Origin of the sequence: Colidextribacter sp. OB.20 (assembly GCF_009911595.1) — a bacterium.
Lineage (GTDB): Bacteria > Bacillota > Clostridia > Oscillospirales > Oscillospiraceae > Lawsonibacter.
Genome location: NZ_QWKG01000068.1, coordinates 1 through 24,497 on the forward strand (window position 1 = coordinate 1; position 24,497 = coordinate 24,497).

General features: G+C 55.0%; 24 protein-coding genes. 23 read left to right on the forward strand and 1 reads right to left on the reverse strand.

The window, feature by feature from the left end; translation table 11 throughout:
- The 21 genes from D1641_RS15175 to D1641_RS15275 form a co-directional block, all read left to right on the forward strand.
- Window positions 1-3,262: SpaA isopeptide-forming pilin-related protein (locus tag D1641_RS15175; protein WP_279285707.1), on the forward strand; the 3,262-nt coding region annotated here is incomplete at its 5' end.
- A 99-nt stretch (window positions 3,263-3,361) separates the two neighbouring features.
- The gene (locus D1641_RS15180; protein ID WP_160667167.1) at window positions 3,362-4,276 is read left to right on the forward strand and encodes a pentapeptide repeat-containing protein; all 915 of its coding nucleotides are present in this window, start codon (window positions 3,362-3,364) and stop codon (window positions 4,274-4,276) included.
- Window positions 4,277-4,284: 8 nt separating this feature from the next.
- Window positions 4,285-5,262, forward strand: coding sequence for a type IV secretory system conjugative DNA transfer family protein (locus D1641_RS15185; protein ID WP_243149416.1), 978 nt, complete (start codon window positions 4,285-4,287; stop codon window positions 5,260-5,262).
- A gap of 48 nt (window positions 5,263-5,310) precedes the next feature.
- A complete protein-coding gene (locus D1641_RS15190; RefSeq protein WP_160667169.1) occupies window positions 5,311-7,191 on the forward strand; it encodes a recombinase family protein in 1,881 nt (626 codons plus the stop codon).
- Between the two features lie 19 nt (window positions 7,192-7,210).
- Window positions 7,211-7,567: a TnpV protein gene (locus D1641_RS15195; RefSeq protein WP_160667171.1), complete on the forward strand. Its 357-nt coding sequence runs from the start codon at window positions 7,211-7,213 to the stop codon at window positions 7,565-7,567.
- A gap of 151 nt (window positions 7,568-7,718) precedes the next feature.
- Window positions 7,719-8,402, forward strand: coding sequence for a response regulator transcription factor (locus D1641_RS15200; RefSeq protein ID WP_160667173.1), 684 nt, complete (start codon window positions 7,719-7,721; stop codon window positions 8,400-8,402).
- Entirely contained in the window at window positions 8,399-9,430 is a 1,032-nt protein-coding gene (locus D1641_RS15205) for a HAMP domain-containing sensor histidine kinase (protein WP_160667175.1), read from the forward strand. The genes D1641_RS15200 and D1641_RS15205 overlap by 4 nt, the downstream gene beginning before the upstream one ends.
- A 119-nt stretch (window positions 9,431-9,549) precedes the next feature.
- Complete coding sequence (locus tag D1641_RS15210) at window positions 9,550-10,215, forward strand: ABC transporter ATP-binding protein (protein ID WP_160667177.1); 666 nt, start codon at window positions 9,550-9,552, stop codon at window positions 10,213-10,215.
- A gap of 13 nt (window positions 10,216-10,228) precedes the next feature.
- Window positions 10,229-12,799 carry an ABC transporter permease gene (locus D1641_RS15215; protein WP_160667179.1) on the forward strand — a complete coding sequence of 857 codons (2,571 nt, stop codon included), beginning with the start codon at window positions 10,229-10,231 and terminating at the stop codon, window positions 12,797-12,799.
- Window positions 12,800-13,191: 392 nt separating this feature from the next.
- Window positions 13,192-13,599, forward strand: coding sequence for a sigma factor-like helix-turn-helix DNA-binding protein (locus tag D1641_RS15220; RefSeq protein ID WP_160667181.1), 408 nt, complete (start codon window positions 13,192-13,194; stop codon window positions 13,597-13,599).
- A gap of 105 nt (window positions 13,600-13,704) precedes the next feature.
- Window positions 13,705-14,157 (forward strand): RNA polymerase subunit sigma-24, encoded by a 453-nt coding sequence (locus D1641_RS15225; RefSeq protein WP_160667183.1) that lies wholly within the window; start codon window positions 13,705-13,707, stop codon window positions 14,155-14,157.
- Window positions 14,158-14,164: 7 nt separating this feature from the next.
- Window positions 14,165-14,626: a sigma-70 family RNA polymerase sigma factor gene (locus D1641_RS15230; RefSeq protein WP_160667185.1), complete on the forward strand. Its 462-nt coding sequence runs from the start codon at window positions 14,165-14,167 to the stop codon at window positions 14,624-14,626.
- A 5-nt stretch (window positions 14,627-14,631) separates the two neighbouring features.
- A complete protein-coding gene (locus D1641_RS15235) occupies window positions 14,632-14,901 on the forward strand; it encodes a DUF3847 domain-containing protein (protein ID WP_160667187.1) in 270 nt (89 codons plus the stop codon).
- Between the two features lie 198 nt (window positions 14,902-15,099).
- On the forward strand, window positions 15,100-16,524 hold the full coding sequence (gene mobQ / locus D1641_RS15240; RefSeq protein WP_347707447.1) for a MobQ family relaxase: 1,425 nt from the start codon (window positions 15,100-15,102) through the stop codon (window positions 16,522-16,524).
- Window positions 16,521-16,865 (forward strand): cysteine-rich VLP domain-containing protein, encoded by a 345-nt coding sequence (locus D1641_RS15245; protein WP_160667189.1) that lies wholly within the window; start codon window positions 16,521-16,523, stop codon window positions 16,863-16,865. Before mobQ ends, D1641_RS15245 begins: the two co-directional genes overlap by 4 nt.
- Before the next feature lie 120 nt (window positions 16,866-16,985).
- A complete protein-coding gene (locus tag D1641_RS15250; RefSeq protein ID WP_347707446.1) occupies window positions 16,986-17,720 on the forward strand; it encodes a replication initiator protein A in 735 nt (244 codons plus the stop codon).
- Window positions 17,717-18,535: an ATP-binding protein gene (locus D1641_RS15255; RefSeq protein WP_160667191.1), complete on the forward strand. Its 819-nt coding sequence runs from the start codon at window positions 17,717-17,719 to the stop codon at window positions 18,533-18,535. The genes D1641_RS15250 and D1641_RS15255 overlap by 4 nt, the downstream gene beginning before the upstream one ends.
- 53 nt (window positions 18,536-18,588) lie before the next feature.
- Window positions 18,589-18,759, forward strand: a complete 171-nt coding sequence (locus D1641_RS15260; RefSeq protein WP_243149417.1) for a transposon-encoded TnpW family protein — start codon at window positions 18,589-18,591, stop codon at window positions 18,757-18,759.
- Window positions 18,760-18,918: 159 nt separating this feature from the next.
- Window positions 18,919-19,701 carry a TraG/TraD/VirD4 family protein gene (locus D1641_RS15265; protein ID WP_347707448.1) on the forward strand — a complete coding sequence of 261 codons (783 nt, stop codon included), beginning with the start codon at window positions 18,919-18,921 and terminating at the stop codon, window positions 19,699-19,701.
- Window positions 19,685-20,020: a TrbC/VirB2 family protein gene (locus tag D1641_RS15270; RefSeq protein ID WP_160667193.1), complete on the forward strand. Its 336-nt coding sequence runs from the start codon at window positions 19,685-19,687 to the stop codon at window positions 20,018-20,020. The genes D1641_RS15265 and D1641_RS15270 overlap by 17 nt, the downstream gene beginning before the upstream one ends.
- A gap of 317 nt (window positions 20,021-20,337) precedes the next feature.
- Complete coding sequence (locus D1641_RS15275; RefSeq protein ID WP_160667195.1) at window positions 20,338-21,177, forward strand: hypothetical protein; 840 nt, start codon at window positions 20,338-20,340, stop codon at window positions 21,175-21,177.
- On the opposite strand, the gene D1641_RS15280 is transcribed toward D1641_RS15275, so the two are convergent.
- Complete coding sequence (locus tag D1641_RS15280; RefSeq protein WP_160667197.1) at window positions 21,172-21,678, reverse strand: hypothetical protein; 507 nt, start codon at window positions 21,676-21,678, stop codon at window positions 21,172-21,174. The genes D1641_RS15275 and D1641_RS15280 overlap by 6 nt on opposite strands.
- Window positions 21,679-21,743: 65 nt before the next feature.
- On the opposite strand from D1641_RS15280, the gene D1641_RS15285 reads away from it, so the two are divergent.
- Together D1641_RS15285 and D1641_RS15290 are read left to right on the forward strand one after the other, a co-directional pair.
- Complete coding sequence (locus D1641_RS15285; RefSeq protein ID WP_160667199.1) at window positions 21,744-22,088, forward strand: PrgI family protein; 345 nt, start codon at window positions 21,744-21,746, stop codon at window positions 22,086-22,088.
- On the forward strand, window positions 22,081-24,429 hold the full coding sequence (locus D1641_RS15290) for a VirB4-like conjugal transfer ATPase, CD1110 family (RefSeq protein ID WP_160667201.1): 2,349 nt from the start codon (window positions 22,081-22,083) through the stop codon (window positions 24,427-24,429). Before D1641_RS15285 ends, D1641_RS15290 begins: the two co-directional genes overlap by 8 nt.
- The last annotated feature ends 68 nt before the right edge of the window (window positions 24,430-24,497 follow it).

Here is a 24,497-nt window from a genome sequence, read left to right on the forward strand (position 1 = left end):
CAAGGCCCCGGACAATTATCAGGCGGACCCCACCCCGCAGACGGTTGTAGTCAACGCCGGGGACACCCAAACCCTCCGCTTTTACGATGACCCGCTCTGCACCTTGACCATCCTCAAACGGGACGCTGTAACGAAGAAGCCGCTGAAAGGCGCAGAGTTCCTTGTCCGGGACAGTGAAGGTAAGGCCATCGGCCCCAACAATGGCCGGTATATTACCGGGACGGACGGCACCGTGACCGTTTCCGGGCTGACCCCCAACGCCACTATCGTGGTGTCCGAGAGCAAGGCCCCTACCGGATATATCAAGGATGAAACCCCGAAAAATATCGTTGTCCGCACCGGCGTTGCCAACAGCCTGATTTTTGACAACGAGCCTGCCACCACTCTTATCATCCGCAAGTTTATTGAGGGCACGGAAAATGAACCGCTTTCTGGTGTGTGCTTTAAGGTGGTGGACGGCTCCGGGGCCGCAGTTGGCCCGGACGATGGGACCTACTACACCGACAAGGCAGGCGAGATCGTGCTGGACGGCATTGAACCCGGTACGACCGTGATTGCCCGCGAGGTCAAGACCGTGGAGGGCTATGTCCTTGACGGCACTCCCCAGGACATTCTCATTAAGGCGGGACAGGTGCAGCAGCTCACGTTCTGGAACAAGCGGGCCGGAACGCTGGTCATCCAGAAAAAGGACAGCGTGACCGGAAATTTCATCGCCGGGGCCGAGTTCCAGCTCACCTACGCTAACGGCGGCTATGTGGATAATAACAACGGCCACCTGTCCAGCAACGGCCTCTATACCACGGACGACAAGGGAGAAATCCGTATTTCCGGCGTGACCGGCACCATCGTCGCCAAGGAGGTCAAGGCAGCTCCCGGCTATGTGATCGACCAGTCCACACAGACGCAGACCGTCACCGTCAACCCGGAGGACACACAGACCCTTGTTTTTCTCAATGAGCCGCTTTGCTCCCTCACCATCACCAAGCTGGACTCTGTGACCGGCAAGCCTGTTCCCGGCACCGAGTTTACCGTCAAGGACGGCAGCGGTAACATCCTGGCCCGCTGCACCACCGGCAAGGACGGCACCGCTACCGTGACCAGCCTCGTTCCCGGCAGCACGGTAGTTGTGGTTGAGACGAAAGTCCCCAGCGGCTATGTGCTGAACACCACCCCGCAGACCATCATTGTCCGCAACGGCTCCAACAGCGTCACCAGCGGCACAGGCGGCAGTTCGGGCGGCGGCAATACCGGGAACAATGGCGGGACCGGCGGCAACGATTTGACGTTTGAGAATGACCCCAAGACAACCCTGGTCATTGAGAAGTACGTCACCGGAACCACCGACCCGCTGAAAGGGGTAACTTTCCTGGTGACAGAATCCAACGGGCAAGTGATTGGCAGCTCCAACGGCGAATATGTCACCGACGAAAATGGCCGCATTGTGATTGAGGGCCTGGAACCCGGCGTCACTGTCACCGCCAAGGAGATCAAGACGCTGGAGGGCTACGTCCTCGACACCACCCCCAAGTCCATCAAAATCAAGGTTGGAGAGGCGCAGACCCTCCGCTTTTACAATCAGAAGCAGGGAACCATTGTGGTGAAGAAGCTGGACAAACAGACCGGGGAACCGCTGGCTGGGGTGGAGTTCCAGATCACCTACTCGGACGGGAGCTATCTGGACGACGACTACGGCCACCTGTCCAGCAAGGGGCTGTATAAAACCGACGCCAACGGCGAAATCCGCATTTCCGGCGTTGTTGGTACGCTGGTCATCACGGAAACCAAGCCCTTGCCCGGTTATGTGATGGACGAGGGCAGCAAAACGCAGACCGTTCGCGTCAATGCAGCCGACACGCAGACCATCACCGTGTATAACACCAAAGTCGGGGGCCTCACCATCATCAAGACGGACGAGGAAACTGGGGAGCGTATCAGCGGCGTTCAGTTTGAAATCCGTAAGCTCAACGGTGAAATTGTTGGCACCTACACCACCGACCGTACTGGCGTTATTTCCCTGTCTGAAGCGGAAAAGGGCTGGTATCAGGTGACAGAACTGAAAGCCGCCAAGGGCTACCGGCTGGACAGCCAGCCTTATCAGATCGAGGTGAAGGACGGCCAGACCGCCACTCTGGAGATCACCAACCGGCAGACCGGCAGCGCCATCATCCATAAGGTGGACAGTCTTACCGGCGAGGGGATATATGGTGTGACCTTCCTCGTCTCCGACGCCAAGGGCAACCCTGTCGGCACCTACCAGAGCGACAACGAGGGCTATGTATTCATCGACAAGGAGCTGGCGGACGGCAAGTACACTGTCCGGGAAATCGAGTGCGCGGACGGGTATATTCTGGACACCCAGCCCAAAACCTTCTATGTAGAATACGGCGGCTGCACCACCATCACATGGCCCAACACCGCCGTTCGGGGACAAATCCAAATCGTGAAGAAGTCCGCCGACTATAACCCCACCAACGGTCTGCCTGCCGGGACGCTGCTGGCCGGGGCCACCTTTGAGATTTACAACGAGCGCACCGGGAACAAGGTGGACACCATCGTGACCGGGGCCAACGGCCTCGCGTCCTCCAAGCAGCTCCCCCTGGGCCGCTACACCATCCGGGAAACCAAAGCCCCGGACAACTACGGCGCGTCCTCCGAAACCTATACCGCCGTGCTGGAATACTCCGGGCAGATCGTCAAGCTGGAAATCAGCAACAAGAGCCTGTCCACCGGCGTTTCTATCACCAAGACCGGCCCCAAGGAGGCTATGAGCGGCCAGCCCGTCCGCTATGTGTTCTCCGGCATCGGCAACAACAGCAATGTGGCGCTCCAGAGTTTTTATTGGAGGGATACGCTTCCTGCCGCCGTCCGGCTGGAGAGCGTTACCACCGGCACCTACAATTTCCCCGGCACCTATAAAATTGTCTATAAGGTGAACAACACAGGGGACTACCGTACGCTGGCCGACAGCCTCTCCACCAGCCAGAATTACACCCTTGCCGCCAGTCCCACCGCCCTGGGCCTTGCCGCCAACGAGCGCGTCACAGAGATCATGTTCGTGTTCGGGCAGGCTCCCGGAGGCTTTAGCCAGGTGGAGGCCCCCATGCTCTACTGTAAGGCCGTGTCCGGGCTGACCCCCGGCAGCAGCTTTGTCAACGTCGCTGACGTGGGCGGCACCTACAACGGTATTTGGGTGCAGGCCGTGACCCGCTGGGTAACGACGGTGTACGGCAAGCCCACGCCCCTGCCCAAGACCGGCTATTAACACCCTTTGTCGGAAATGCGTCTCAACTTGAGACGCATTTTCCGACCTTTTTCGTACATTCAGCAAAACAGCCAATAATGCCAGAAAGGAGGGAACTTTATGACCCGTTTTCAAGCGGTCCGCAGCGGCGCAGAAATCAGCATGAGCATCGCTGACCTGCTGGAACAGGCTGCCCCGACGTTATACAACGGCGCGAACCGGGTGCAGACCATCCGGGAAGTCAATGATATTTTGCAGGGGCGCTCCGACCTGTCCCTTAATACGCTCTATTCGATATTGGATGACAAATGCGGCGGAGAGCCTGGGCAGGCTGAAAAAATCAAGCGGGACATAGAGGCTTTTCACCATCAAAAGTCCTGCCGGGCGCTGCGTTATACCATGCAGGGCAGTCAGCAGTACCGCTATGATATGTGGGACTTTGACCCCCAGCGCCCGCTGAAAATCATCGGACAGCCCCTTTTCGACCATGCGGCAGAACACGGTTTTCCCCCGGACTTTTTCGCAGAATCCTATTTCGACCATGTGACCGTCTACTGTATGCCGGACAATGTGGACCTGTCCTTTTCACACTTTGAAAGCTGCCGCTTTTCCGTCTGCGGCATCCGGGGCGCTGTCTTTGACAACACCGACCTCTATGACACCGACTTTCAATCCTCGCTGCTCCAGATGGTCAACTTCACCGGGGCCACCATCGCCCACTCCCATTTCCGGGACTGCGATATGGCGTCCGTGTCCTTCCAGGACGCCCGGCTGAAATCCTGCCTGACGCTGGACTGTACCATGGACCGCGTGGACTTCCGGGGGGCCACGCTGGACGGGACCAGCTATGGGAGGATCGCCGCCAGCAATATCCAGAACCTGCCCGGCGCCGTTATCACTCAGGGAGGCGCGACACGGGAGGAAGCGGAACGGCTCCGCACCGATACATTTCGGGAGCTGGGCGTTCCTATGTTCCAGGTCAAACAGCGGCCCCTATCGGACAGGCGGACGAAACCTTGCGTCCCGGAAAGGTAGGGCGGTCCATGAAGAAACAGCAAGACAACGGCGCTCTGCCCTGGGTGCTGCTGGCCGTCCCGGTCCTATGGCTATCGGCTATTATGGCCTATGCCTATGAGGACGGCATGAACCTCTTTGACCTGATGGGGCGTTTCACCGTTTTGGTGGAGCGCCCCTTTGCCATCGGCTGGACCCAGCACACACTGAAATTCATGCTTGTGGGGCTGCTGCTCTACGGCTGCGGTGCTGCGCTGTATCTCTCCACCAAGGAGAACCGGCGGCCCGGCGAGGAACACGGTTCCGCCCGCTGGGGCAGCGCACGGCAGATTTGCGCCAAGTACCGGGACAAGGACCCTATGAAAAATACCATCCTCACGCAGAATGTCCGCATGGGGCTCAACGGGAAAAAACACCGGCGCAACCTCCTGCAAATCGTGATTGGCGGTTCCGGCGCAGGTAAGACCCGGTTTTTTTGCAAGCCAAATTTGATGCAGGCAAATTGCAGTTTTCTGGTGACTGACCCGAAAGGAGAGATGCTGCGGGCCGTGGCCCCGCTGCTCATTCAGAAGGGCTATACCATCAAGGTTTTTGACCTGATCGACCCGGCCAATTCTGACGCTTTCAATCCGTTTCCCTATATCCGGGACGATAAGGACGCCATGAAACTGGTGCATAACCTCATTCGCAACACCACGCCTAAGAACGCCAGCAACAATGACCCGTTTTGGGAGAAAAGCGAAATCGCCTTGGACACCGCCCTGATTCTCTATCTGCTCCATGAAGCTCCGCCGGAGGAACAGAATTTTGAAATGGTCATGTATATGATCGAAAACGGCGGGGCCAGGGAGGACAGCGACGACTTCCAATCCCCCCTTGACCTGCTCTTTGAGGCGCTGGAGGACGAAGATCCCGGCCATATCGCCGTGCGGGAGTACAAAATTTTCAAGCAAGCCGCCGGTGATATATGCTCTAAGCGACTTGTTAATTCACTGATTTTTCGGTGATAGGCAAGGACAGCTTAGAGCATATTTTCATTCAAGGAGGTCTGTGCTATGGCAAAAACCAAGATTGCGCTACTCTATGAACGCCTCAGCCGCGACGACGAATTAAATGGGGAGAGTTTTTCAATCCAAAATCAAAAAATTATGCTGGAGGACTTCGCCCGCCGGAATGGGTATCCCCGTTTCAAGCACTTCATGGATGACGGCGTTTCCGGCACTCGCTTTGACCGGCCCGGTTTTATGGCGATGATGGAGGAAGTCGAGGACGGCAATGTGGAGGCTATCATCGTCAAAGATATGTCCAGGCTGGGCCGGGACTATCTGAAAGTCGGTCAGGTGATGGAAATTCTTCGTCAGCGGGGAGTGCGGCTGATTGCCATTAACGACAATGTGGACACCGCCAAAGGGGACAATGATATGACCCCGTTCTTGAATATCATGTACGAGTTTTACGCCAGGGACACGAGCCGCAAAATCAAATCCGTGTTCAAGGCCAAGGGCATGAGCGGCAAGCACCTGACCGGGACGGTGATCTATGGCTATCTGTGGGATGAAAAGCGGGAAAACTGGCTGGTGGACGAGGAGGCTGCTGCTGTGGTGCGGCGCATCTTCGCCATGACGCTGGCAGGCTACGGCCCCTATCAAATCGCCACCCAACTCACCCAGGACAAGATTGAAATTCCATCGGTACATCTGGCAAGGTTCAACGAGGGCGTGAACAGAACCAAGCAGGTCAAAGATATTTATGGCTGGGGTTCTTCTACCATCGTTCACATTCTCAAAAAGCGGGAATACCTGGGCCATACCGTCAACTTCAAGACCCGTAAGCATTTCAAGGACAAAAAGAGCCACTATGTCGATGAAAGCGAGTGGACGATTTTTGAGAATACCCATGCGCCCATCATCGACCTGGAAACCTTTGACAACGTACAGCGCATCCGGGGTAATGTCAAGCGTTACCCGGACGGCTGGGGGGAGGCCGCGCCGCTGACCGGCCTGATGTATTGTGCCGACTGCGGCGGGAAAATGTATGTCCACCGCTCCAACAATGGCAAGCGTGTCCACCAGTACACTTGCGCCCAATACGGCAAAGTCCCCATTGGAACGCTCTGCCCCACCCAGCACCGTATCAACGAGAGCGTGGTGCTTGACCTCATTTCCGGGATGCTCCAAGCGATTGCCGATTTTGCCAAATCTGACCGGGCGGCGTTTATCCGGGAAGTGCAGGAGGCCCAGGCCAGCCAGCAGGACAGCGACATCAAAAAGAAAAAGCGGAGGCTGTCGGCGGCACAGAAACGGGCCGGGGAACTGGAACGCCTCGTCTGTAAAATCTATGAGGACAACGCTTTGGGCCGTCTGCCGGATGCCCGGTATGCCGCTCTGGATGCACAGTACGCCAAGGAGCAGGAGGAACTTGCCATCGAGATTGCGGAGTTGGAAAATGCCGTCAGCAGCTACGACCAGGGGAAGAAATCGGCTGAAAAATTTATTGCTCTGATTGACAAGTACAGCGATTTTGAAACCATGACGACAACCATGCTCAATGAATTTGTCGAGAAAATCCTTGTCCATGAGCGTGACCGCAAGGGCAGTATTGAAACCACCCAGGCGGTGGAGATTTACTTCAATTTTGTCGGCAAGTACATCCCTCCGGCGTTCCGGGAAGTGGAGTTGACCCCGGAGGAACAGGAGGCCATTCGGAAGAAAGAGGAATTGAAAGACCGGCGGCATCAAGCCTATCTCCGCCGCAAGGCCAGCGGTTGGCAGCGGCAGTATGAGGAACGCACCAGGGCGGCGAAAAAGGCCAAGATTGACGCAGGGAAAGCAGCTATCCGGGCGGAGGATATGGCAAAGGGTATCTATGCCCGTGTTGCCGATCTGCCCCGCCAGGAGCCGAAACGGGCGGCAATACAAGTCCGCCCCACGCTTTGAGAGAAAGGAGAGTGCCGCTATGAAAATTGAACTGGATTATGTGAAGGTGGGCGATTACTACCTCCCAGACCTGACGATAGAGCCGCCGTCTGACCGCAGTTTGGGCAAGTATGGCCTTATGCGTTTGCGCTATTTGAAGGAGCATCGTCCGGGCCTGTTTAACCGCCTGACTTTGAGCGGCAAGCTGTACGCCCACCTGTTGGAAACCGAGGACGCAGCCAATGACCTGCTGGACAGCATGATGCCGGGAATGGCAAAGGAGGCCAGGGCCACCGAGGATTTGAAAGCCCGCGATCCCATGCGCTGGGTGGGGCTGATGAATTGCTGTAAGGCCCAGGTAGAGGAAATCATTTTTGCGGAATTGATTATGGTTTGATAGAAATGCGGGGGCATATCCCCCGCATTTCTTAAATAATAGCATCTTGCGTATAGCGCAAGTGATAGTTTATACTGATTTCATAAAAATCTATTCCGCTGTGAGATTTCTGAAACATTTCCGTGTTATCCTGATTGAGGGGGGTAATACTATGAAACTTTTAGTGGTTGAAGATGATAGACTTCTGAACAATACACTTTGCTACAATCTTTCTGCGGCGGGTTACACCGTGGACGCTGCCATGACAAAATCAGCAGCGGTCAATTTCTGCGAAGCGCAGGACTATGATCTGATTGTGCTGGATGTCAATTTGCCTGATGGAAATGGGTTTGACTTCTGCGAGGAAATCAAAGAGCGCCGTCCTGATACCGCTGTGATTTTCCTGACAGCAAACGATATGGAGAGCGATATGCTGAAAGGGTTTGAGTTAGGCGCAGACGATTATGTGACGAAGCCGTTTCCAATCAATGTATTCCGAAAAAAGGTTTCGGCCCTGCTGGGTCGCATCGAGAAGCAGACAGGCGGAGATTGCTACACAGACGGCACACTATCCGTCAATTTCTCGGAATTGACCGCTACCCTCGCAGGGGCGTCGATTATCTTTACGCCGATGGAATATCGTTTGTTAAAGGTGCTGGTGAGAAATCCGCAAATCGTTCTGACCCGGCAGGTACTTCTTGAAAAGCTGTGGGACGCAGATGAAAACTTTGTGGATGAACACGCATTGACCGTAGCGGTCAGCCGCATCCGGGGAAAAATCGAAGTAGACGGCCTGCAATATATCAAGACCGTCTACGGTATGGGCTATATGTGGATTGGGGGGATAAAGAAGTGAATAGAAGCAAACTTTCTATAAACCGCGTTTGTGCGGTAGGGGCAGCTTTTTTAGGTTTGCTCTCCGCTGCGGCCATTACTGCGGCTTTTCTCTTTACCAGAAATCCGGCAATCGTGTGGCTGGGCCTGCTGTTTATCCTGCTGGTGTTCATCTATGTAGCTCTTTTCGTAGCCTTTCTGCGTCGGAAGTTGGTGTTATTTTCGGACAGACTATGCGAAACAATAGACAATATGCTGGATGGGGCATTAGTCCCGCCGCAGGTCTATGAGGAAGAAAACCTGTTTTATAAAATCAACCACCGGCTTGTCCGCCTCTATGAAGTCCTGCGAGAGAACCGGGAGAGCATAGCAAAGGAACGGGCCGACTTGCAGGAATTGATCTCCGACATATCCCATCAGGTAAAAACGCCGATCAGCAATCTCAAAATGGTAAATGCCACGCTGCTGGAACAGCCCATGCCGGAAGAAAAGAAGCGGGAGTTTTTGCAGGCGTCCAGCGGCCAGCTTGAAAAACTGGACTTTCTTATGCAGGCCATGATAAAGACCTCCCGCCTGGAAACCGGCGTTATTTCGCTGGAGAGAAAAATGCAGCCGATTTATGATACGCTGGCGGCGGCGCTGGGCGGTATTCTGCTGAACGCCGAAAGGAAGAATATTCATGTCAGTGTAGATTGTCCAGAAGATATAATTCTGGCCCACGACAGGAAATGGACAAGCGAAGCCCTGTTCAACATTCTGGACAATGCGGTGAAGTACACTCCGGCAGATGGCAATATTCAAGTTTATGTTCAAAGCTGGGAGTTATATGTAAAAATCGACATTATGGACAGCGGGAAAGGAATTGCGGAGAACCGGCAAGGGATGATCTTCAAACGCTTTTACCGGGAAGAAGAAGTACACGACATTGAGGGTATCGGCATTGGGCTATACCTCGCCCGTGAGATCATCACCATGCAGGGCGGCTACATCAAGGTCACCTCGACGGTAGGGCATGGTTCTATATTTTCCGTATTTCTGCCCCGTGAATAAAAATTTCTTGAAATGTCACAGAGTTGTGACATTTCATAGGTGAAAAAACAGTGGTCTGTGACATTTCTGTGAGAATTGGCTGTTATGATAGCGGCATCACAGAAAGGATGGTGCAACCCATGAGCATTTTGCAAACAACTGACCTCAAAAAATACTATGGCACAGAGCCGAACATCACAAAGGCGCTGGACGGTGTGACCCTCTCCATTGAGCAGGGAGAATTTGTCGCCATTGTCGGAACCTCCGGCAGCGGCAAGTCTACCTTGCTGAACATGATGGGCGGTCTGGATGTGCCCACCTCCGGTAGCGTTCAGATCAAGGGCAAAGAGCTTGCCAAGATGAACGACGAGCAGTTTACCATCTTCCGTCGGCGCAGCATCGGTTTCATCTTCCAGAATTACAACCTTGTTCCTGTTCTGAACGTCTATGAAAACATCGTCCTGCCTGTAGAGCTGGACGGCGATACCGTAGACAAAAAATTTATGAACGAAGTGGTGTGCCTCCTGGCCCTGGAAGACAAGCTGAACAATATGCCCAACAACCTGTCCGGCGGACAGCAGCAGCGCGTCGCCATCGCCCGCGCCCTCGTTTCCAAGCCCGCCATCGTTTTGGCTGACGAGCCGACCGGCAACCTGGACAGCCGGACAAGCGGCGATGTGCTGGGCCTGTTGAAAGCAACCAGCAACAAATTTCATCAAACGCTGGTGATGATAACCCATAACAACGAGATCGCCCAGCTGGCTGACCGCATTATCCGCATTGAGGATGGCAGGATTTTTGAGTAAGGGGGCGCTGACGATGAATGACATTTTATTTGGCAATAACAACGGCGCGGTGATTAAAAAGTTGTCAGGGCGCTATTTCAAGGCCAGCAAAAGCAGGAATATCATTGCAATTATCGCAATCGTGCTGACAACCATACTTTTTACCACGATCTTCACCCTGGGTTCCGGCCTGATGGACACCGTTCACGATCAGAACATCCGCAAGGCGGGCGGCGAGGGGCAGGCGGTCTTAAACTATATCAGCGATGAAGTTTACGGCGATGTGGCGGGAAATCTCTTGATTGACCGCATCGCCTATACAAAGGCTGTTTCCTACCGGCTGAAAAATCCGGGCCTGGAACGCTGGCGCTCTGACCTGTGGTATATGGACGATACCGCATTGGAATTTGCCCGTTACACCCCCACAACAGGCCATCGGCCCGAAGCAGAAAACGAGATCATCGCGGACACAAAGACATTGGACGCCCTGGGCGTCCCGGCGCAGATCGGGGAAACCGTTTCTCTGACCTATGAAGTAAAGGGACAGTTATATACCACCGATTTCACCCTCTGCGGCTTTTGGGAAACTGACAGCTTGAGCAACATCGGGAGGCTGGTCGTGTCGAAAGCCTTTGTGGACGCCCATTCGGACATTTTGACCTATACCTATCCCGTGGACAATGATTATTCCGGCGTTGTCTCCGCCTATGTGATGTTCAGAGGGAACGGCGACATAGAAGCCCAGCTCCACCAGCTTCTTTCCGAAACCGGCTATACCTGCGACACAATGGGCGGCAGCAAGGAGAACGGCAACTATGTGATTGCCCGTGTCAGCCCGGCCTATCAAAGCGGCGCATTGACGGATAATCCTGCCATGCTGGTTTCCGGCATGGTTGGCGTTGCGTTGATTATCGTAACAGGGTATTTGATTATCTACAACATTTTCCAGATTTCCGTTATTCAGGATATTCAGTCCTACGGACAGCTAAAAACGCTGGGTACAACAAAGCGGCAGATTAAACGTCTAATCAACCGGCAGGCGCTCCGCCTGTCCCTGATTGGTATTCCCATCGGCCTGCTGGTGGGCTTCTTCATTGGCCGGGCCTTGGTGCCTTTCCTGATGAACGGAACGAGTTATACTGCGGACGCCGGTGTTAAAGTAACGGTAAATCCTCTGATTTTCATTGGTTCCGCTGCTTTCGCCCTTTTTACCGTCTTTGTCAGCGTCCGCAAGCCCGCGAAGATTGCCGGTACGGTTTCGGCAATCGAGGCCATCCGCTACACGGAAAATGATACGGCAGCGTTTGGAAAGCGCAGAGCCAAAGACAAAAAATCGACCCACGGCGCGAAGCTCCACTTTATGGCGCTAGCAAACCTGGGCCGCAACCGCAAGCGTACTGTGCTGGTGATTGTGTCCATGACATTGAGTTTGGTGCTGTTCAACACGGTATTCACCCTGTCCAGCGGTTTTGATATTGACAAGTATATTGCAAAATTTATGGATACGGACTTTGTGATTTCCAACGCAGAGTTTTTCCAGTACCAGGTTGAAAAAAGCGAACATGATCTGTCCGATACCTTCATTGAGGCCGTCAGACAAAACAGCAGTTTTGAGGACGGCGGCAGGCTCTATTCCTCCTGGATGCTGGAAGAACCGTTTTCCACGGAACACAATGCTTTTTTCAGCTATAACAAAGACCTGAACGGAAATCCTTTTGTAAGACTGTATGGCGCGGACGATTTTCTGTTGAATGGAATGGAAGTCATAGAGGGAACCATCGACCTGGAAAAGCTGAAATCAGGAAAGTATATCCTGTTGAGCGTAGAGTGTAACGACGATGGAACTGTCATAGAGAACCCCAATATCAGCGTGGGTGATACAGTACGGATCAACCACCTGAAAGCGGAGGAACTTTCCACCACCATTACAGACAGCTATGACTTTATCATCCTGGCAAAAGTCCGGGCCAACGAGAACACGGCCACCACCCGCAACACAGGTGAGTCTCGGTTCTATCTCCCGACAGAAATTTTCCTGCCGCTGTGCGAGAACCCCCATCTGGTCAGCTTTCCCTTTGATGTGAAAGAGGGAACGGAAGCGGAAATGGCAGAGTTTTTGAACAGCTATATCGACAGTGTGGAGCCGAGTATGGATTTTGAATCCAAGGCGACCTATACCAGCTCCTTTGACGATCTCACTTCCCTTATCATCACTATCGGCGGGGCACTGAGTATCATCATCGGAATTATCGGCATCGCAAACTTTGTCAACTCCGTCCTGACAAGCGTTATCACCCGCAAAAAAGAATTTGCCATGCTGCAAAGCATTGGCATGACGGGAAAGCAGTTAAAGCGTATGCTATCCTTTGAGGGGCTGTATTATGCCCTGGGAACGATTATCACATCGGCTGTCCTTGGCGTTCTGTTTTCTGTGGTAGTCGTGCGGGGGATTTCCAGCGGGATTTGGTTCTTCACCTATCAATTTGTCATGTGGCCCATGCTGGTGATCTATCCGTTCCTTATTCTCCTGACCGTGGCAATACCGGCGCTTTTGTACCGGCAAATTGCTAAGGTCAGCATCATAGAACGGCTGCGGCAAAATTGAGATTTATTCAGGAAAGCCGGGAGCAACCTGCTCCCGGCTTTCAAATGTCACGAAGATGTGACATTTGAAGCTGGTATCGTGTCGAAACAAGTTTGGACAGTGACGTTCTTGTGATATTTACAGTTGAAAATAGGCGGTATATAGGAGGATGCCGCCATGCGATTGTGGAGAGATAGGCACTTGTCAAAAAAAGCCTGCCCCCCCGCAACGGCGAAGTCCACCCAGGCTTGCGAAAACAGTCGTTTACTGACAGCCCACAATGTTGTTCCCAGCATCCGAATGGCCTTGCGCCGTCCGGGTGCTTTTGTATTTCTAGGCCAGCGATACCGACCCCGCTGCCGCTCCCCACCTTCCCCGTTCAGCCCCCAAAAATCTGAACGGAGGAAAGGACGATGGAAATTACCATCAAAATCAATGAGCGGTTTGTTTCCGTTGAGGTCAGCGCCGAGGTTGTCGACTATCTGGAACAGGCCAAGCGGAACAACAGGAAACTTTACCGGGAGCGTCAACGGTATTGGGATGGGCGCGAATATGACGAGTACATAATCGCCGCCGAGGGCCGCTTGCCCTACTGCGCTACCCCAGAGGAATTGGTCTGCCAGCGGGAAACGCTGGATGAAATTCTGGCGGTTTTGTCGCTCTGCACCGGCACCCAGCGGGAGCGGTTCTTGCTCTATGCGCTGTACGATTTCAGCTATGCGGAGATTGCCGAGATGGAGGACTGTACCAAGGCTGCTGTCCATTACAGCATTGAGGCCGTCCGCAAAAAGTTTATGAAATTCTTCAAAAAACCTACTTAACGATTGGTCTCCCAAGTGGGCTATAAGGTGAGGGGCGTTAGCTCCATCACCGGGAGGGACAAGCAGTTTCGGCTGCTTGTCCCTCCTGTCATTTAGGAGGTCAAAATGAAAGTTATCAATTTGCGGCTCCATTACCCCTACTATGAGCAGGACAAGCTGGTGGAGGTCAGTGAGGAAGTCTTTGACGTGCTGTGCCAGTCCGTCAGGGAAATGCGGAACCATGAGCGCCGCAAGCGGTATCATCGAGCGTTCTACTCGCTGGACGCTTACGACTGGACGGAAAACTATGCCTTGGAACACAGCCCGTCCCCGGAGCAGCTTGTCATGCTGGCGGAGGAACGGGCCGAGCGTGACCGGCTGGCCTCTGCCTTGCGGGAGGCCCTGGCCCACGCCACTCCCACCCAAGCCCGCCGGATTTGCGCCTATTACATGGGAGGGCTGACACAACAGCAGATCGCAGACCGTGAGCACGTTCACAACAGCAACGTGTGTCTGTCCATCCGCCGTGGTCTGTGCAATCTGCGCCGCTACTACGCAGACCACCCCCAGGGAAAGTGAGGGCGGCATGGCGATCATCAATTTACGAAAGCACTACTACCCGCTCTACACCAAGGACACATTCATTGAAGTGCCGGACGAGGTTGCCGCCGTCATGGAGGAATGTCGGCTCTATGAGAACCGGCAAGAGGGCCGGAAAAGTTACTATCACGTTTACTCTATGGATTGCAGCCCCGGCATTGAAAACCACGCTATGTTTCTGGTGCAGTCCCCGGAAGATTTGATTATCCAGGAGATTGACGATGCCGCTGAAGAACTGCTGCTGGAACGTCTGGCAGAGGCCATTACCCATCTGTCCCCCACCCAGGCGCGGCGGCTCCATGCCCGGTTTGCCTTGGAGAAAAAGTTTCGGGAGATAGCGGCGGACGAGGGTATCAGCGGAAGCTGCGCCTGTGATAGCGTGACCGGCGCACTCAAAAAATTGCAGAAGATATTCGCCAAAAATGGCTGGCTGGAAAAGGAGGAATGACTTACATGGACAAATCGCCAGAGAAACAGAAAGTGGAAAAGAAAATCGGCCAGTTGCAGAACCGCCAGAAGATTTTGCTGAACCGAAAGCGGAGTGAGGAACACTGGGCCAGGACGCACCGGCTGATCGGACGCGGCGCACTATTGGAGGCTGTTTTTCCCGCTGTCGTGGAAATGGAGGGCGAGGATGCCAAAGCGTTTCTGATTGCCCTTTCCCGCCTGCCGGGGGCGAGGGAACTTGCAGAAAGAACACCGAAAAACGAAGGTGAGAAGTAATGCTTAGTCCGAATGGCGCACTTATACACCGTGGCCGGTGTTGTGCGCCCTGCCGGGGGCTATTGCGTCCTACGGACGCGATGGGGGTTGACACCCCCAAACCCCCGCACCCCCGCCAGAAAGTGACACCCGCTTCGCGTCTGTCACTTTCCGGCGGGGCCAATATCCAGCACTGAAAGGAGGTGCGTTTTTACGGCAATTTTTCACTGTCCCATCCAAATCATTCAGCGGAGCCAGGGCAAGTCCGCCGTGGCCGCTGCCGCCTACCGGAGCGGTGAAAAGCTGGTGAACGAGTGGGACGGCATGACCCACGACTACACCCGCAAGGACGGCGTTGTCCATACAGAAATCATGTTACCCTCTCACGCCCCGCCGGAGTTTGCAGACCGCTCCACTCTCTGGAACAGCGTGGAGGAAATCGAGAAATCCAGCACCGCCCAGCTTGCCAGGGAAATTGAAGTGGCCTTGCCTATTGAACTGTCCAGGGCGGAGCAGCTTGCCCTTGTCCGCTCTTTCGTAAAAGACAACTTCGTGGACGCTGGAATGTGCACCGACTTCGCTATCCATGACAAGGACGACGGCAACCCTCACGCCCATATCCTGCTGACGATCCGACCTCTAAAAGAAAATGGGGAGTGGGGCGCGAAGTGCCACAAGGTGTACGACCTGGACGGCCAGGGCCAACGCATCCCTGACGGCAAAGGCGGCTGGAAAAGCCATCGGGAGGATACCACCGACTGGAACCAGCGGAGCAACGCCGAGAAGTGGCGGGCGGCGTGGGCTGCTTATACGAACCGGGCGCTGGAGGCCGCAGGCAGGCCGGAGCGCATCGACCACCGCAGCTACAAGAGGCAGGGCATTGACAAAATTCCCAGCGTCCACATGGGGCCTGCCGCCAGTCAGATGGAGCGGCGGGGCATCCAGACGGAGAAAGGCAACATCAACCGGGAGATTGCCGCCGACAACAAGCTGCTGAAGGAGATTAAAGCCCGCATCACCCGTCTGTATAACTGGAGCAAGGAGCAGTCCACCCAGCCCCAGGGCCGGGAGAGCATTATGGATTTTCTTTTCCAGGCAAGGCAGGACACCGCCCCGGCCTCCCAATACGCCAAGGTGAAAACGCTCAAAGAAAATGTTGCGGTGTTTAATTTCTTGCAGGCAAATGGCATTTCTTCCATGCAGGAATTGTTTGACAAGGTTGCTGCCATGAACGGCGATTATTATGACTTGCGCGGCAAAATTGTGAGCAAAGAGCGGCGCATTTCCGCTCTGACCGAACATCTGGAAATGTGGGCGCAGTATCAGAAGTACAAGCCCGTCCGCCAGAAATTGGACAAGGCTACACCTGGAAAGCGGGAGCAATTCGAGCAGCGGCACAGTGCCGACCTTGCTTTGTTCGATGCCGCTGTCCGCTACCTGGACACTCTGAAAGCATCCGGCGAGGCCATTACCCCCAAGGCGTGGAGGGCCGAGGCCCAAAGGCTGACCGCCGAGAAAGATGCTGACTATCTGAAAATGCGGGCCATGCGGGAGGACATCAAGGCGGTTGAGACTTTGAAAAAGACCGCCGAGCGTCTTGCCAGGGAGGGCCAGACCCAGCGCAGGGAGGAACAGGAACGATGACCTATCAGCAATATCGGGCCGTCCGGCGGCTGGTACATAGCTGCTGTAACTATGACCGGGGGAATTGTCTGCTGCTGGACGATGGGGAGGAATGTGCCTGCCCGCAGTCCATTTCCTATTCCCTGATCTGCCGCTGGTTCCAGGCCGCTGTGCTGCCGCTGGACGGAGAACTGTGCGCCGCTCTGCTGCCGCCTCCGGCTACCGGACGGCGGCGCTGCCGGGAGTGCAAGCGGATTTTTACCCCGCCCAAGCACAACACCCTGTACTGCCCCGACTGTGCCGCAAGACGGACCAAGCGGAGCAAGCGGGATTGGGCCAGGAAAAAGAGGGCTGGTGCATAGAAAAAGTACCCTCTGAAAAGCCGCTTATATCAAGGCTTTCAAACCCGTCCTCGATAGGGGGGCTGTATGTTTCCATTCTGAACCCCAAAAACGGCCCTCTAACGGCCCACAAATCGGGAGGTGAACACGATTGCTGACTACATGACCGCCGACACCAAAATGCCGCCCTATTTGCCCTACCCCCGTTTTCTGATGGAGGCGGATTTGGCGCTGGCTACCAAGCTGGTCTATGCCGTTCTGCTGGACAGGGCGCAGCTCTCCCAGGCCAACGGCTGGGCCGATGATAACGGCCAGATTTACATCGTCTTTCCCATCGTTGAAATTGCCAATGCCATCGACCGCAGCCCCATGACGGTGAAGAACGCCTTAAATGAACTGGAAACCGCTGGCCTGATTGAGCGTCAGCGGCGGGGCCAGTCCCAGCCGAACCGCATCTATGTCAAGATACCTGATGGACAGGATATTGTCCGTTTGATGGACAAAAAATTAGCCCCCAGAAGGACAGAAAATTGTCCTCCTGATGGACAGAAAACTATCCCTTTGATGGACAGAAAATTGTCCACTAATAACCTTACGAGTAACCTGAGTGAATTACCTGATGTGAGAGAGGGCGCGTGCGCCCGCGCGCGAGGCCGTTATGAGAACGTCTTTTTGACCGAGGCGGAGGTTGCCGAACTACAAGCTGACTTTCCCACCGTCTGGCAGGAGTACATCGAAAGACTGTCTGAATATATGGCCTCCACCGGCAAGACCTACAAAAGCCACGCCGCCACCATCCGCCGCTGGGCCAAGGAGGACAGGCGCAAGGGTAAAGGCGTATCTGACTATTCGTGCAAGGAGGGCGAGAGCTTATGAACGATTTCGATAGCATCATCAAGCGCATCACCGTGACCCATATAGCACCGGGGGACTACACCGGCGAGGACGGCCTTTTGTACTGCGGCAAGTGCCGCACCCCGAAACAGTTTCGCATGGAGGCCCCGCCGATGGAGGGCCGCTTGCTCCCCCATCCCTGCCACTGTGAGCAGGAGAGGTTAGACCGGGAGGCGGCGGAACAGGAGGCCCACCGTCACCACCGGGCCGTGGCCGATTTGAAACGCAAGGGCTTTACCGACCCGGCTATGCGGGAGTGGACGTTTGCCAATGACAACGGCAAATGCCCGCAAATGAAACACGCCCGCTTCTATGTTGAGAACTGGATGGCCATGCAGGAGGAAAACATCGGCTATCTGCTTTGGGGCGGTGTCGGCACTGGCAAAAGCTATTTCGCCTGTTGCATCGCCAATGCTCTGATGGAGCAGGAAGTTGCCGTCCGCATGACAAACTTTGCACTGATACTGAACGACCTGACCGCCAGCTTTGAGGGCCGCAACGAGTACATAGCCAGATTGTGCCGCGCCCCGCTGCTGATACTGGACGACTTCGGCATGGAGCGCGGGACGGAGTACGGTTTGGAGCAGGTCTACAACGTGATTGACAGCCGCTACCGCAGCCGCAGGCCGCTGATCGTCACCACGAACTTGTCCCTTCAGGATTTGCAGCACCCCCAGGACACCGCCCACGCCCGCATCTATGACCGGCTGTTGGAGATGTGTGCCCCTATCCGTTTTTCCGGCGAGAATTTTCGTAAAGCCACAGCGCAAGACAAGCTGGCACGTTTGAAAATCTGATGGACTGAAAGGAGCCGCCTATGGCAAATAAACTTCCCAACGCTACCGCAGGCATGACCTTCCCCCGGCCCAAGCCGGACACCCCGCCCTCGATGGTAAAGAAAATCGGCAAGACCACTTATCTTGTGTGGGCACATTTCAGTGAAACCAGCACCGAGACAATGGAGGACAAAATCAAGCGGATGCTCCGCGAGGAAGTCCGCCAGATGATGGCGCAGGAGTAAGCACCGCACGAGCAGGCCGGGAGCCGTGAGGCCCCCGGCTTTTGCTGTGTCAATTTTTTGAATATTTTGTGAACAGTATTAAAAAGTCCTTGACAACTAGTTACAGGCAAAACAGCAAAGTCGATCCTTCTGTCCGCCGCCGTCCGGCTGTCCGCGTTCATCATCCCGGAAATCGTCGGTATCACCAGCCGGGACGATATGGAGCTGGGCTTGATGGGAGACCGAAAGCAGGCCGTCTTTGCCATCATCCCCGACAATGACGGCACCTTCAACTACCTTGTGGGGATGCTCTACACCTGCGCATTTCAGGCCCTCTACTATCAGGCGGACAAGGTACACCAGGGGGCACTGCCCGTTCCGGTCCGGCTGATGATGGACGAGTTCTGCAACGTCTCTCTGCCGGACGACTTCGGCAAGCTCCAGGCCACTATGCGCTCCCGCAATATCATGTCCACCATCGTCCTGCAAAATATCTCCGCCCTGAAAGCCCTGTTCAAAGACGATTGGGAGGGGCTGATGGGCAACGCCGATACGCTGGTGTATCTCGGTGGAAATGAGCAAAGTACGCACAAATACATCTCTGAAATGCTGGGAAAAGAGACGCTGGACACCCGGAACCGCAGTATTTCCAAGGGCTCCCACGGCTCCAGCTCCACATCGTACCAGCAGACCGGCCGCGAATTACTCACGCCAGATGAAGTTCGGGCCATGGACAACGCCTACGCTATCGTCTTTATCCGGGGCGAGAGGCCGGTCATTGACAAAAAGTACGACATTCTCAAACACCCCAATATCAAGCTGACCGAGGACGGCGGGGCCGCCCCTTATATCCATCATCCCGGCCTGACCTTCGCGCAGGAGGATTTGAGCCTGCCATTTGACGGCCTGGACAATATTATCATCATTGACGAGGAGGAACTATCCAATGAAAAAGACCAATGAGACCATCACCGCCCGCCAGCGCCGGGCCAAGCGCCGCTACTTCACCGCTGTGCTGACCCTGGCCCTCTGTGCCGCTATGACCTGCCCGGCCTTCGCCGCTGGCGGCGATCCGCTGACCATTGTAAACAACCTCTCCGACTTCATCTTCTCCATCATCAAGGCCGTGGGCGTGATCGTGCTGGGCTGGGGCATCGTCCAGGTGGGTATGTCCATCCAGTCTCACGATGCCAGCCAGCGCACCCAAGGCTTTCTCTGCCTGTTCGGTGGCTTGATGATAGCCTTTGCCAAGGAGATTCTGACCACCATCGGCGCGCTGTAAGCCGCCCAAGGGGCGGGCCGGAGGGCTCGCCCCCATATTTTTCGAGAAAGGAGCTGGCTATGGGAAAACGGCTGCGAAAGTACAACCAGATCATATCCTGTGACCGCACACCGCATGGCTGTTGGAAAATCTATGTCAGAACCCCCAATGACCAAATCCACCACCGCTTGTATATGGGATATTCCAAAGCGGAGGCGCTGCGGAAGGCTCGGCGGGAGGACTTTGACAAAGGAACTTTTTTCAATCAGCCATCCCGGTAATCATATTTTGTCGAAATGCGTCTCAATTTGAGCCGCATTTTTGGAGGTGAATTTCTTTTGAGCGACAACTGGATCGTTGGAAACCTGCAATCGGCTTTCAACACCTGGAACGGAAAACTGACGGAGATATGGTCCCTCATTACCACTACGCCGGAAACCTTCCGAGGCGGTACGGTATGGGGGACCATCGTTACCATCAATGACGCGATGAAGGCCGTGGGCTATGGCCTGTTGGTGCTGTTCTTCGCCATGAGCATTTTCCAGACTGCCGCCAGCTTTCGGGACTTCCAGCGCCCGGAATTTGTGCTGCGGCATTTTATCCGCTTTCTGCTGGCAAAGCTGGCCGTTGGCTCCGCGCTGGATATTATGACCGGCATTTTCTCTGTCTGCGGCGGTATCGTGCAGACAGTCATGGGCGGCATCGGCGGCATGGCCGCCGCCAGCGTCACCGTCCCGCAGGAGATCGTGGACGCCATCGAGGACGTGGGCTTTCTCGCCAGCATCCCCCTATGGCTGGTCTCCCTGCTGGGCAGCCTGTTTATCACAGTCATGTCATTTATCCTGATCCTGACCGTCTATGGCCGGTTTTTCCGCCTTTACTTCTATACCGCGCTGGCTCCGCTGCCCCTGGCATCCTTCGCCGGAGAGAATACCAGCTTTGCAGGGACCGCTTTCCTGAAAAGCTATATCGGCGTCTGCCTGGAGGGGGCCATTATCGTGCTGGCCTGCCTGATCTTCTCCGCTTTCATGTCCAGCGGGACCCCCGTGGTGGATACCTCTCTATCTGCTGTCACTATGAGTTGGCAGTACATCGGGGAAACAATTTTCAATATGCTGGTGCTGGTGGGGCTGGTGAAGGGCGCGGAACGAATTGTAAAGGAAATGTTTGGACTATAAACTTGCTAATGTATGAACGGTACATCCAGTTCGATGAAAATGCCATCCACCCGTTTGATCTGTAACAGCAACCTTCACCGGAGTAGATTTGCTAAAGTGTCCATTGGCAATATTTTCTGCAAAAAATTCTGCAATGTTCGTTCTGTCTAAGTACATTTGCACCTTTTGCTCAGGTAGAACTTCAACAGGGAAAGATAGTGGTTCTAACATTCCAGGAAGAAAAAACTGGGCACTGTTCAAAACCAAATTTTTCTTTCCTACATTCAAGTAAATATTCGATACATTTATAGCCCGAACACCCGTGTTGGAGACACCAATGCAAAAAAGTTCGTTGTCAATACCTAATCCAACGGGGATTGCGCTTGAAAATTCAATTTTGAGACGCTTGACCAGTGGCTGCTTATATTGTCTAACTGCAATAGCTACTGCAATCGCAGTAATAAGCGATCCCAAAGTTGTCCCAATCGCTCCAAACGCAGTCCAGAACAGAATCCAATCCATAAAACTTTCCTCCGCTAAATTTTGTTCTTGACATTAAGATACCACCATTAAGGAGACTTATCAACATGGAAATCAAAATCCCCAAGGAAGTGCGCCAGCACAAGGAGACCATTTTCTTCGGCCTGTCCGTCCGGCAATTTGCCTGCGCGGTTCTGGCCGTCGGCATGGCCGTGGGCGTGTACTTCCTTCTGAAAACCATCACCGGCCCGGAGACCGCAAGCTGGGCCTGCATCGTGGCGGCGGCTCCCGTGGCCGTCACCGGCTTTTTTCATTACAACGGCATGACCTTTGAGCAGTTTGTATGGGCCTATCTGAAATCTCAATTCCTCTGCGCCGGGCCCAGGGTGTTCCAGTCGGAAAATCTCTACTGCGCGGCGCTGACAAAAAAGGGGGTACAGGACTATGATTAAAACACTGGCCGCCGCCAACAAGAGCGAACGGGAGACCTTCAAAATCCCCCGCAGCGTTCAGCAGTCCATTCCCATCCAGCGTGTGTTCCGGGACGGCATCTGGCAGACGGGCCGCAATCGGTACAGCCGGACATGGCGGTTTGCGGATATTAACTACTCCGTGGCGTCCCATGAGGATCAGCAGGAAATGTTCCTGGCCTACTGCGGCGTTCTCAACAGCCTGCCCACCGGGGCCACCGCCAAGATCACCATTAACAACCGCCGTCTCAACGGCGCCGACTTCCAGCACAGCGTCCTCATGCGGCTGAAAGGGGACGAGCTGGACCGCTACCGCCAGGAGTATAACGGCATCCTCACCGAGAAGGCGCTGGAAAGCAACAATCTCATCCAGGACAAGTACATCACAATCTCCGTCGCCCGGAAGAACATCGACGAGGCCCGCACCTTTTTCAAGCGGGTGGACATTGACCTGTCCAAGAGCTTCGGCAAGCTGGACAGCGGGGCCAAGCCCCTGGACAACCATGAGCGCCTGCGGATCTTCCATGACTTCTTCCGGCCCAGCGAGGAACGGGATTTTCAATTCGACCTCTCCGCCGCCATGCGCCGGGGCCACCACTTCAAGGACGCCATCGCCCCGGACGGGATGCAGTTCAAGGCGGACCACTTTGAGCTGGGCGGCAAGGTGGGCCGCGTCCTGTTCCTCCGGGAGTACGCCAGCTACATCAAGGACCGCATGATTACCGACCTGTCCGACTTCTCCCGGAACCTCATGCTGTCCATCGACATTCTGCCCATTCCTACCAACGAGGCCGTTAAGGAGATGCAGGCCCGGATTTTGGGCGTGGAGAGCGATATTACCCGCTGGCAGCAGAAACAGAACGCCAACAACAACTTTACCGCCACCGTCCCCTATGAGCTGGAACAGCTCCGGGCGGAGAACAAGGAGTTTTTGGACGACCTCAGCACCCGTGACCAGCGCATGATTTTCGCCAACGTCACCCTGGTCCACATGGCCGACACGCTGGAGCAGTTGGACGCGGACACCGAGACCTTGCAGGCCATCGGCAACGAGAGCCTTTGCCAGTTCTCCGTTCTGCGCTACCAGCAGGAGGATGGCCTGAACACCGCCCTGCCCTACGGCCTGCGCCGCGTCAAGACTACCCGCACCCTCACCACCGAGAGCGCCGCCGTTCTCATGCCCTTCCGCGTCCAGGAGATACAGGACGCTGGAGGCATTTACTATGGCGTCAACGCCGTCAGCAAAAACCTCCTGATCTGCAACCGAAAGCGGCTGCTGAACCCCCATGGCTTTATCCTGGGCGTGTCCGGCTCCGGCAAATCCTTCAGCATGAAGGAGGCCATTACCTTTATCGCCCTGTCCACCAGCGATGATATTATTATCATCGACGCCGAGCGCGAGTACGGCGACCTGACCCGCGCCCTGGGCGGGGCGGTGATCGAGATTTCCCCCAACAGCCCCCACCACATCAATCCTCTGGAAATTGCCAGGGGCTACGGCACCGGCGAAAACCCCGTGGCTATGAAGTCCGAGCTGCTTATGAGCATATGCGAGCAGCAGATGGGCGCGGGCCAGTTGGGGGCCTTCCACAAGTCCATCATTGACCGCTGCACCGCCAGCGTCTACCATGAGCTGGTCGCCAGCGGCGGCAAGTCCCGTCAGCCGATCCTCTCCGACTGGCGCAACGAATTGAAGCGTCAGCCGGAACGGGAGGCGGAGGAGCTGGCCCTGGCGTCCGAGCTGTTCGTGGAGGGCAGCTTGAATATGTTTGCCCATGAGACCAACGTGGATATTGCCAACCGCATTATTTCCTTCGACCTCTACGAGATGGGCGAACAGCTCAAGCCCACGGCCTTGAATGTCACGCTGGAGACCATTCAAAACCGCGTGGCGGCGAACCGGCTGGCCGGGAAATACACCTGGGTATTCGTGGATGAGGTGTATCTGTTTTTCCGCTACTACTATTCCGCGCAATTCCTGTATAAGTGCTGGAAACGGTTCAGAAAGTACGCCGCCGCCATGACCGCCGCTACGCAGAACGTGGAGGAATGTCTGCGCTCCGACACCGCCCGGCTCATGTTCGCCAACAGCGAGTTTTTGGTGCTGCTGAACCAGGCGGCCACCGACCGGGCCGAGCTTGCCAAGCTGCTGAATATCTCCACCAATCAAATGTCCTATATCACCAGCGCCGAAGCGGGCCACGGCCTGATCCGCGTAGGCGGCTCCATCGTCCCCTTCGCCAACGAGTTCCCCAGGGACACCGAGCTTTACCGATTGATGACCACCCGGTTATCCGACATGTCGGATAATTTGGTTTATTAAAGAACTATGGTTATTCGAGAAGAATGTGAAATGCCTCAAATATGGTGGAAAACAGCATTCTTCTCGAA

Bases quoted from the DNA above. Each gene is read 5' to 3' on its own strand.
- D1641_RS15255 (WP_160667191.1), top strand. From the start codon at position 17,717: ATGAACGATTTCGATAGCATCATCAAGCGCATCACCGTGACCCATATA.
- D1641_RS15225 (WP_160667183.1), top strand. From the start codon at position 13,705: ATGAAAGTTATCAATTTGCGGCTCCATTACCCCTACTATGAGCAGGAC.
- D1641_RS15270 (WP_160667193.1), top strand. From the start codon at position 19,685: ATGAAAAAGACCAATGAGACCATCACCGCCCGCCAGCGCCGGGCCAAG.
- D1641_RS15230 (WP_160667185.1), top strand. From the start codon at position 14,165: ATGGCGATCATCAATTTACGAAAGCACTACTACCCGCTCTACACCAAG.
- D1641_RS15235 (WP_160667187.1), top strand. From the start codon at position 14,632: ATGGACAAATCGCCAGAGAAACAGAAAGTGGAAAAGAAAATCGGCCAG.
- D1641_RS15280 (WP_160667197.1), bottom strand. From the start codon at position 21,678: ATGGATTGGATTCTGTTCTGGACTGCGTTTGGAGCGATTGGGACAACT.
- D1641_RS15200 (WP_160667173.1), top strand. From the start codon at position 7,719: ATGAAACTTTTAGTGGTTGAAGATGATAGACTTCTGAACAATACACTT.
- D1641_RS15245 (WP_160667189.1), top strand. From the start codon at position 16,521: ATGACCTATCAGCAATATCGGGCCGTCCGGCGGCTGGTACATAGCTGC.
- D1641_RS15180 (WP_160667167.1), top strand. From the start codon at position 3,362: ATGACCCGTTTTCAAGCGGTCCGCAGCGGCGCAGAAATCAGCATGAGC.
- D1641_RS15190 (WP_160667169.1), top strand. From the start codon at position 5,311: ATGGCAAAAACCAAGATTGCGCTACTCTATGAACGCCTCAGCCGCGAC.
- D1641_RS15260 (WP_243149417.1), top strand. From the start codon at position 18,589: ATGACCTTCCCCCGGCCCAAGCCGGACACCCCGCCCTCGATGGTAAAG.
- D1641_RS15285 (WP_160667199.1), top strand. From the start codon at position 21,744: ATGGAAATCAAAATCCCCAAGGAAGTGCGCCAGCACAAGGAGACCATT.
- D1641_RS15215 (WP_160667179.1), top strand. From the start codon at position 10,229: ATGAATGACATTTTATTTGGCAATAACAACGGCGCGGTGATTAAAAAG.
- D1641_RS15195 (WP_160667171.1), top strand. From the start codon at position 7,211: ATGAAAATTGAACTGGATTATGTGAAGGTGGGCGATTACTACCTCCCA.
- D1641_RS15185 (WP_243149416.1), top strand. From the start codon at position 4,285: ATGAAGAAACAGCAAGACAACGGCGCTCTGCCCTGGGTGCTGCTGGCC.
- D1641_RS15220 (WP_160667181.1), top strand. From the start codon at position 13,192: ATGGAAATTACCATCAAAATCAATGAGCGGTTTGTTTCCGTTGAGGTC.
- D1641_RS15210 (WP_160667177.1), top strand. From the start codon at position 9,550: ATGAGCATTTTGCAAACAACTGACCTCAAAAAATACTATGGCACAGAG.
- D1641_RS15290 (WP_160667201.1), top strand. From the start codon at position 22,081: ATGATTAAAACACTGGCCGCCGCCAACAAGAGCGAACGGGAGACCTTC.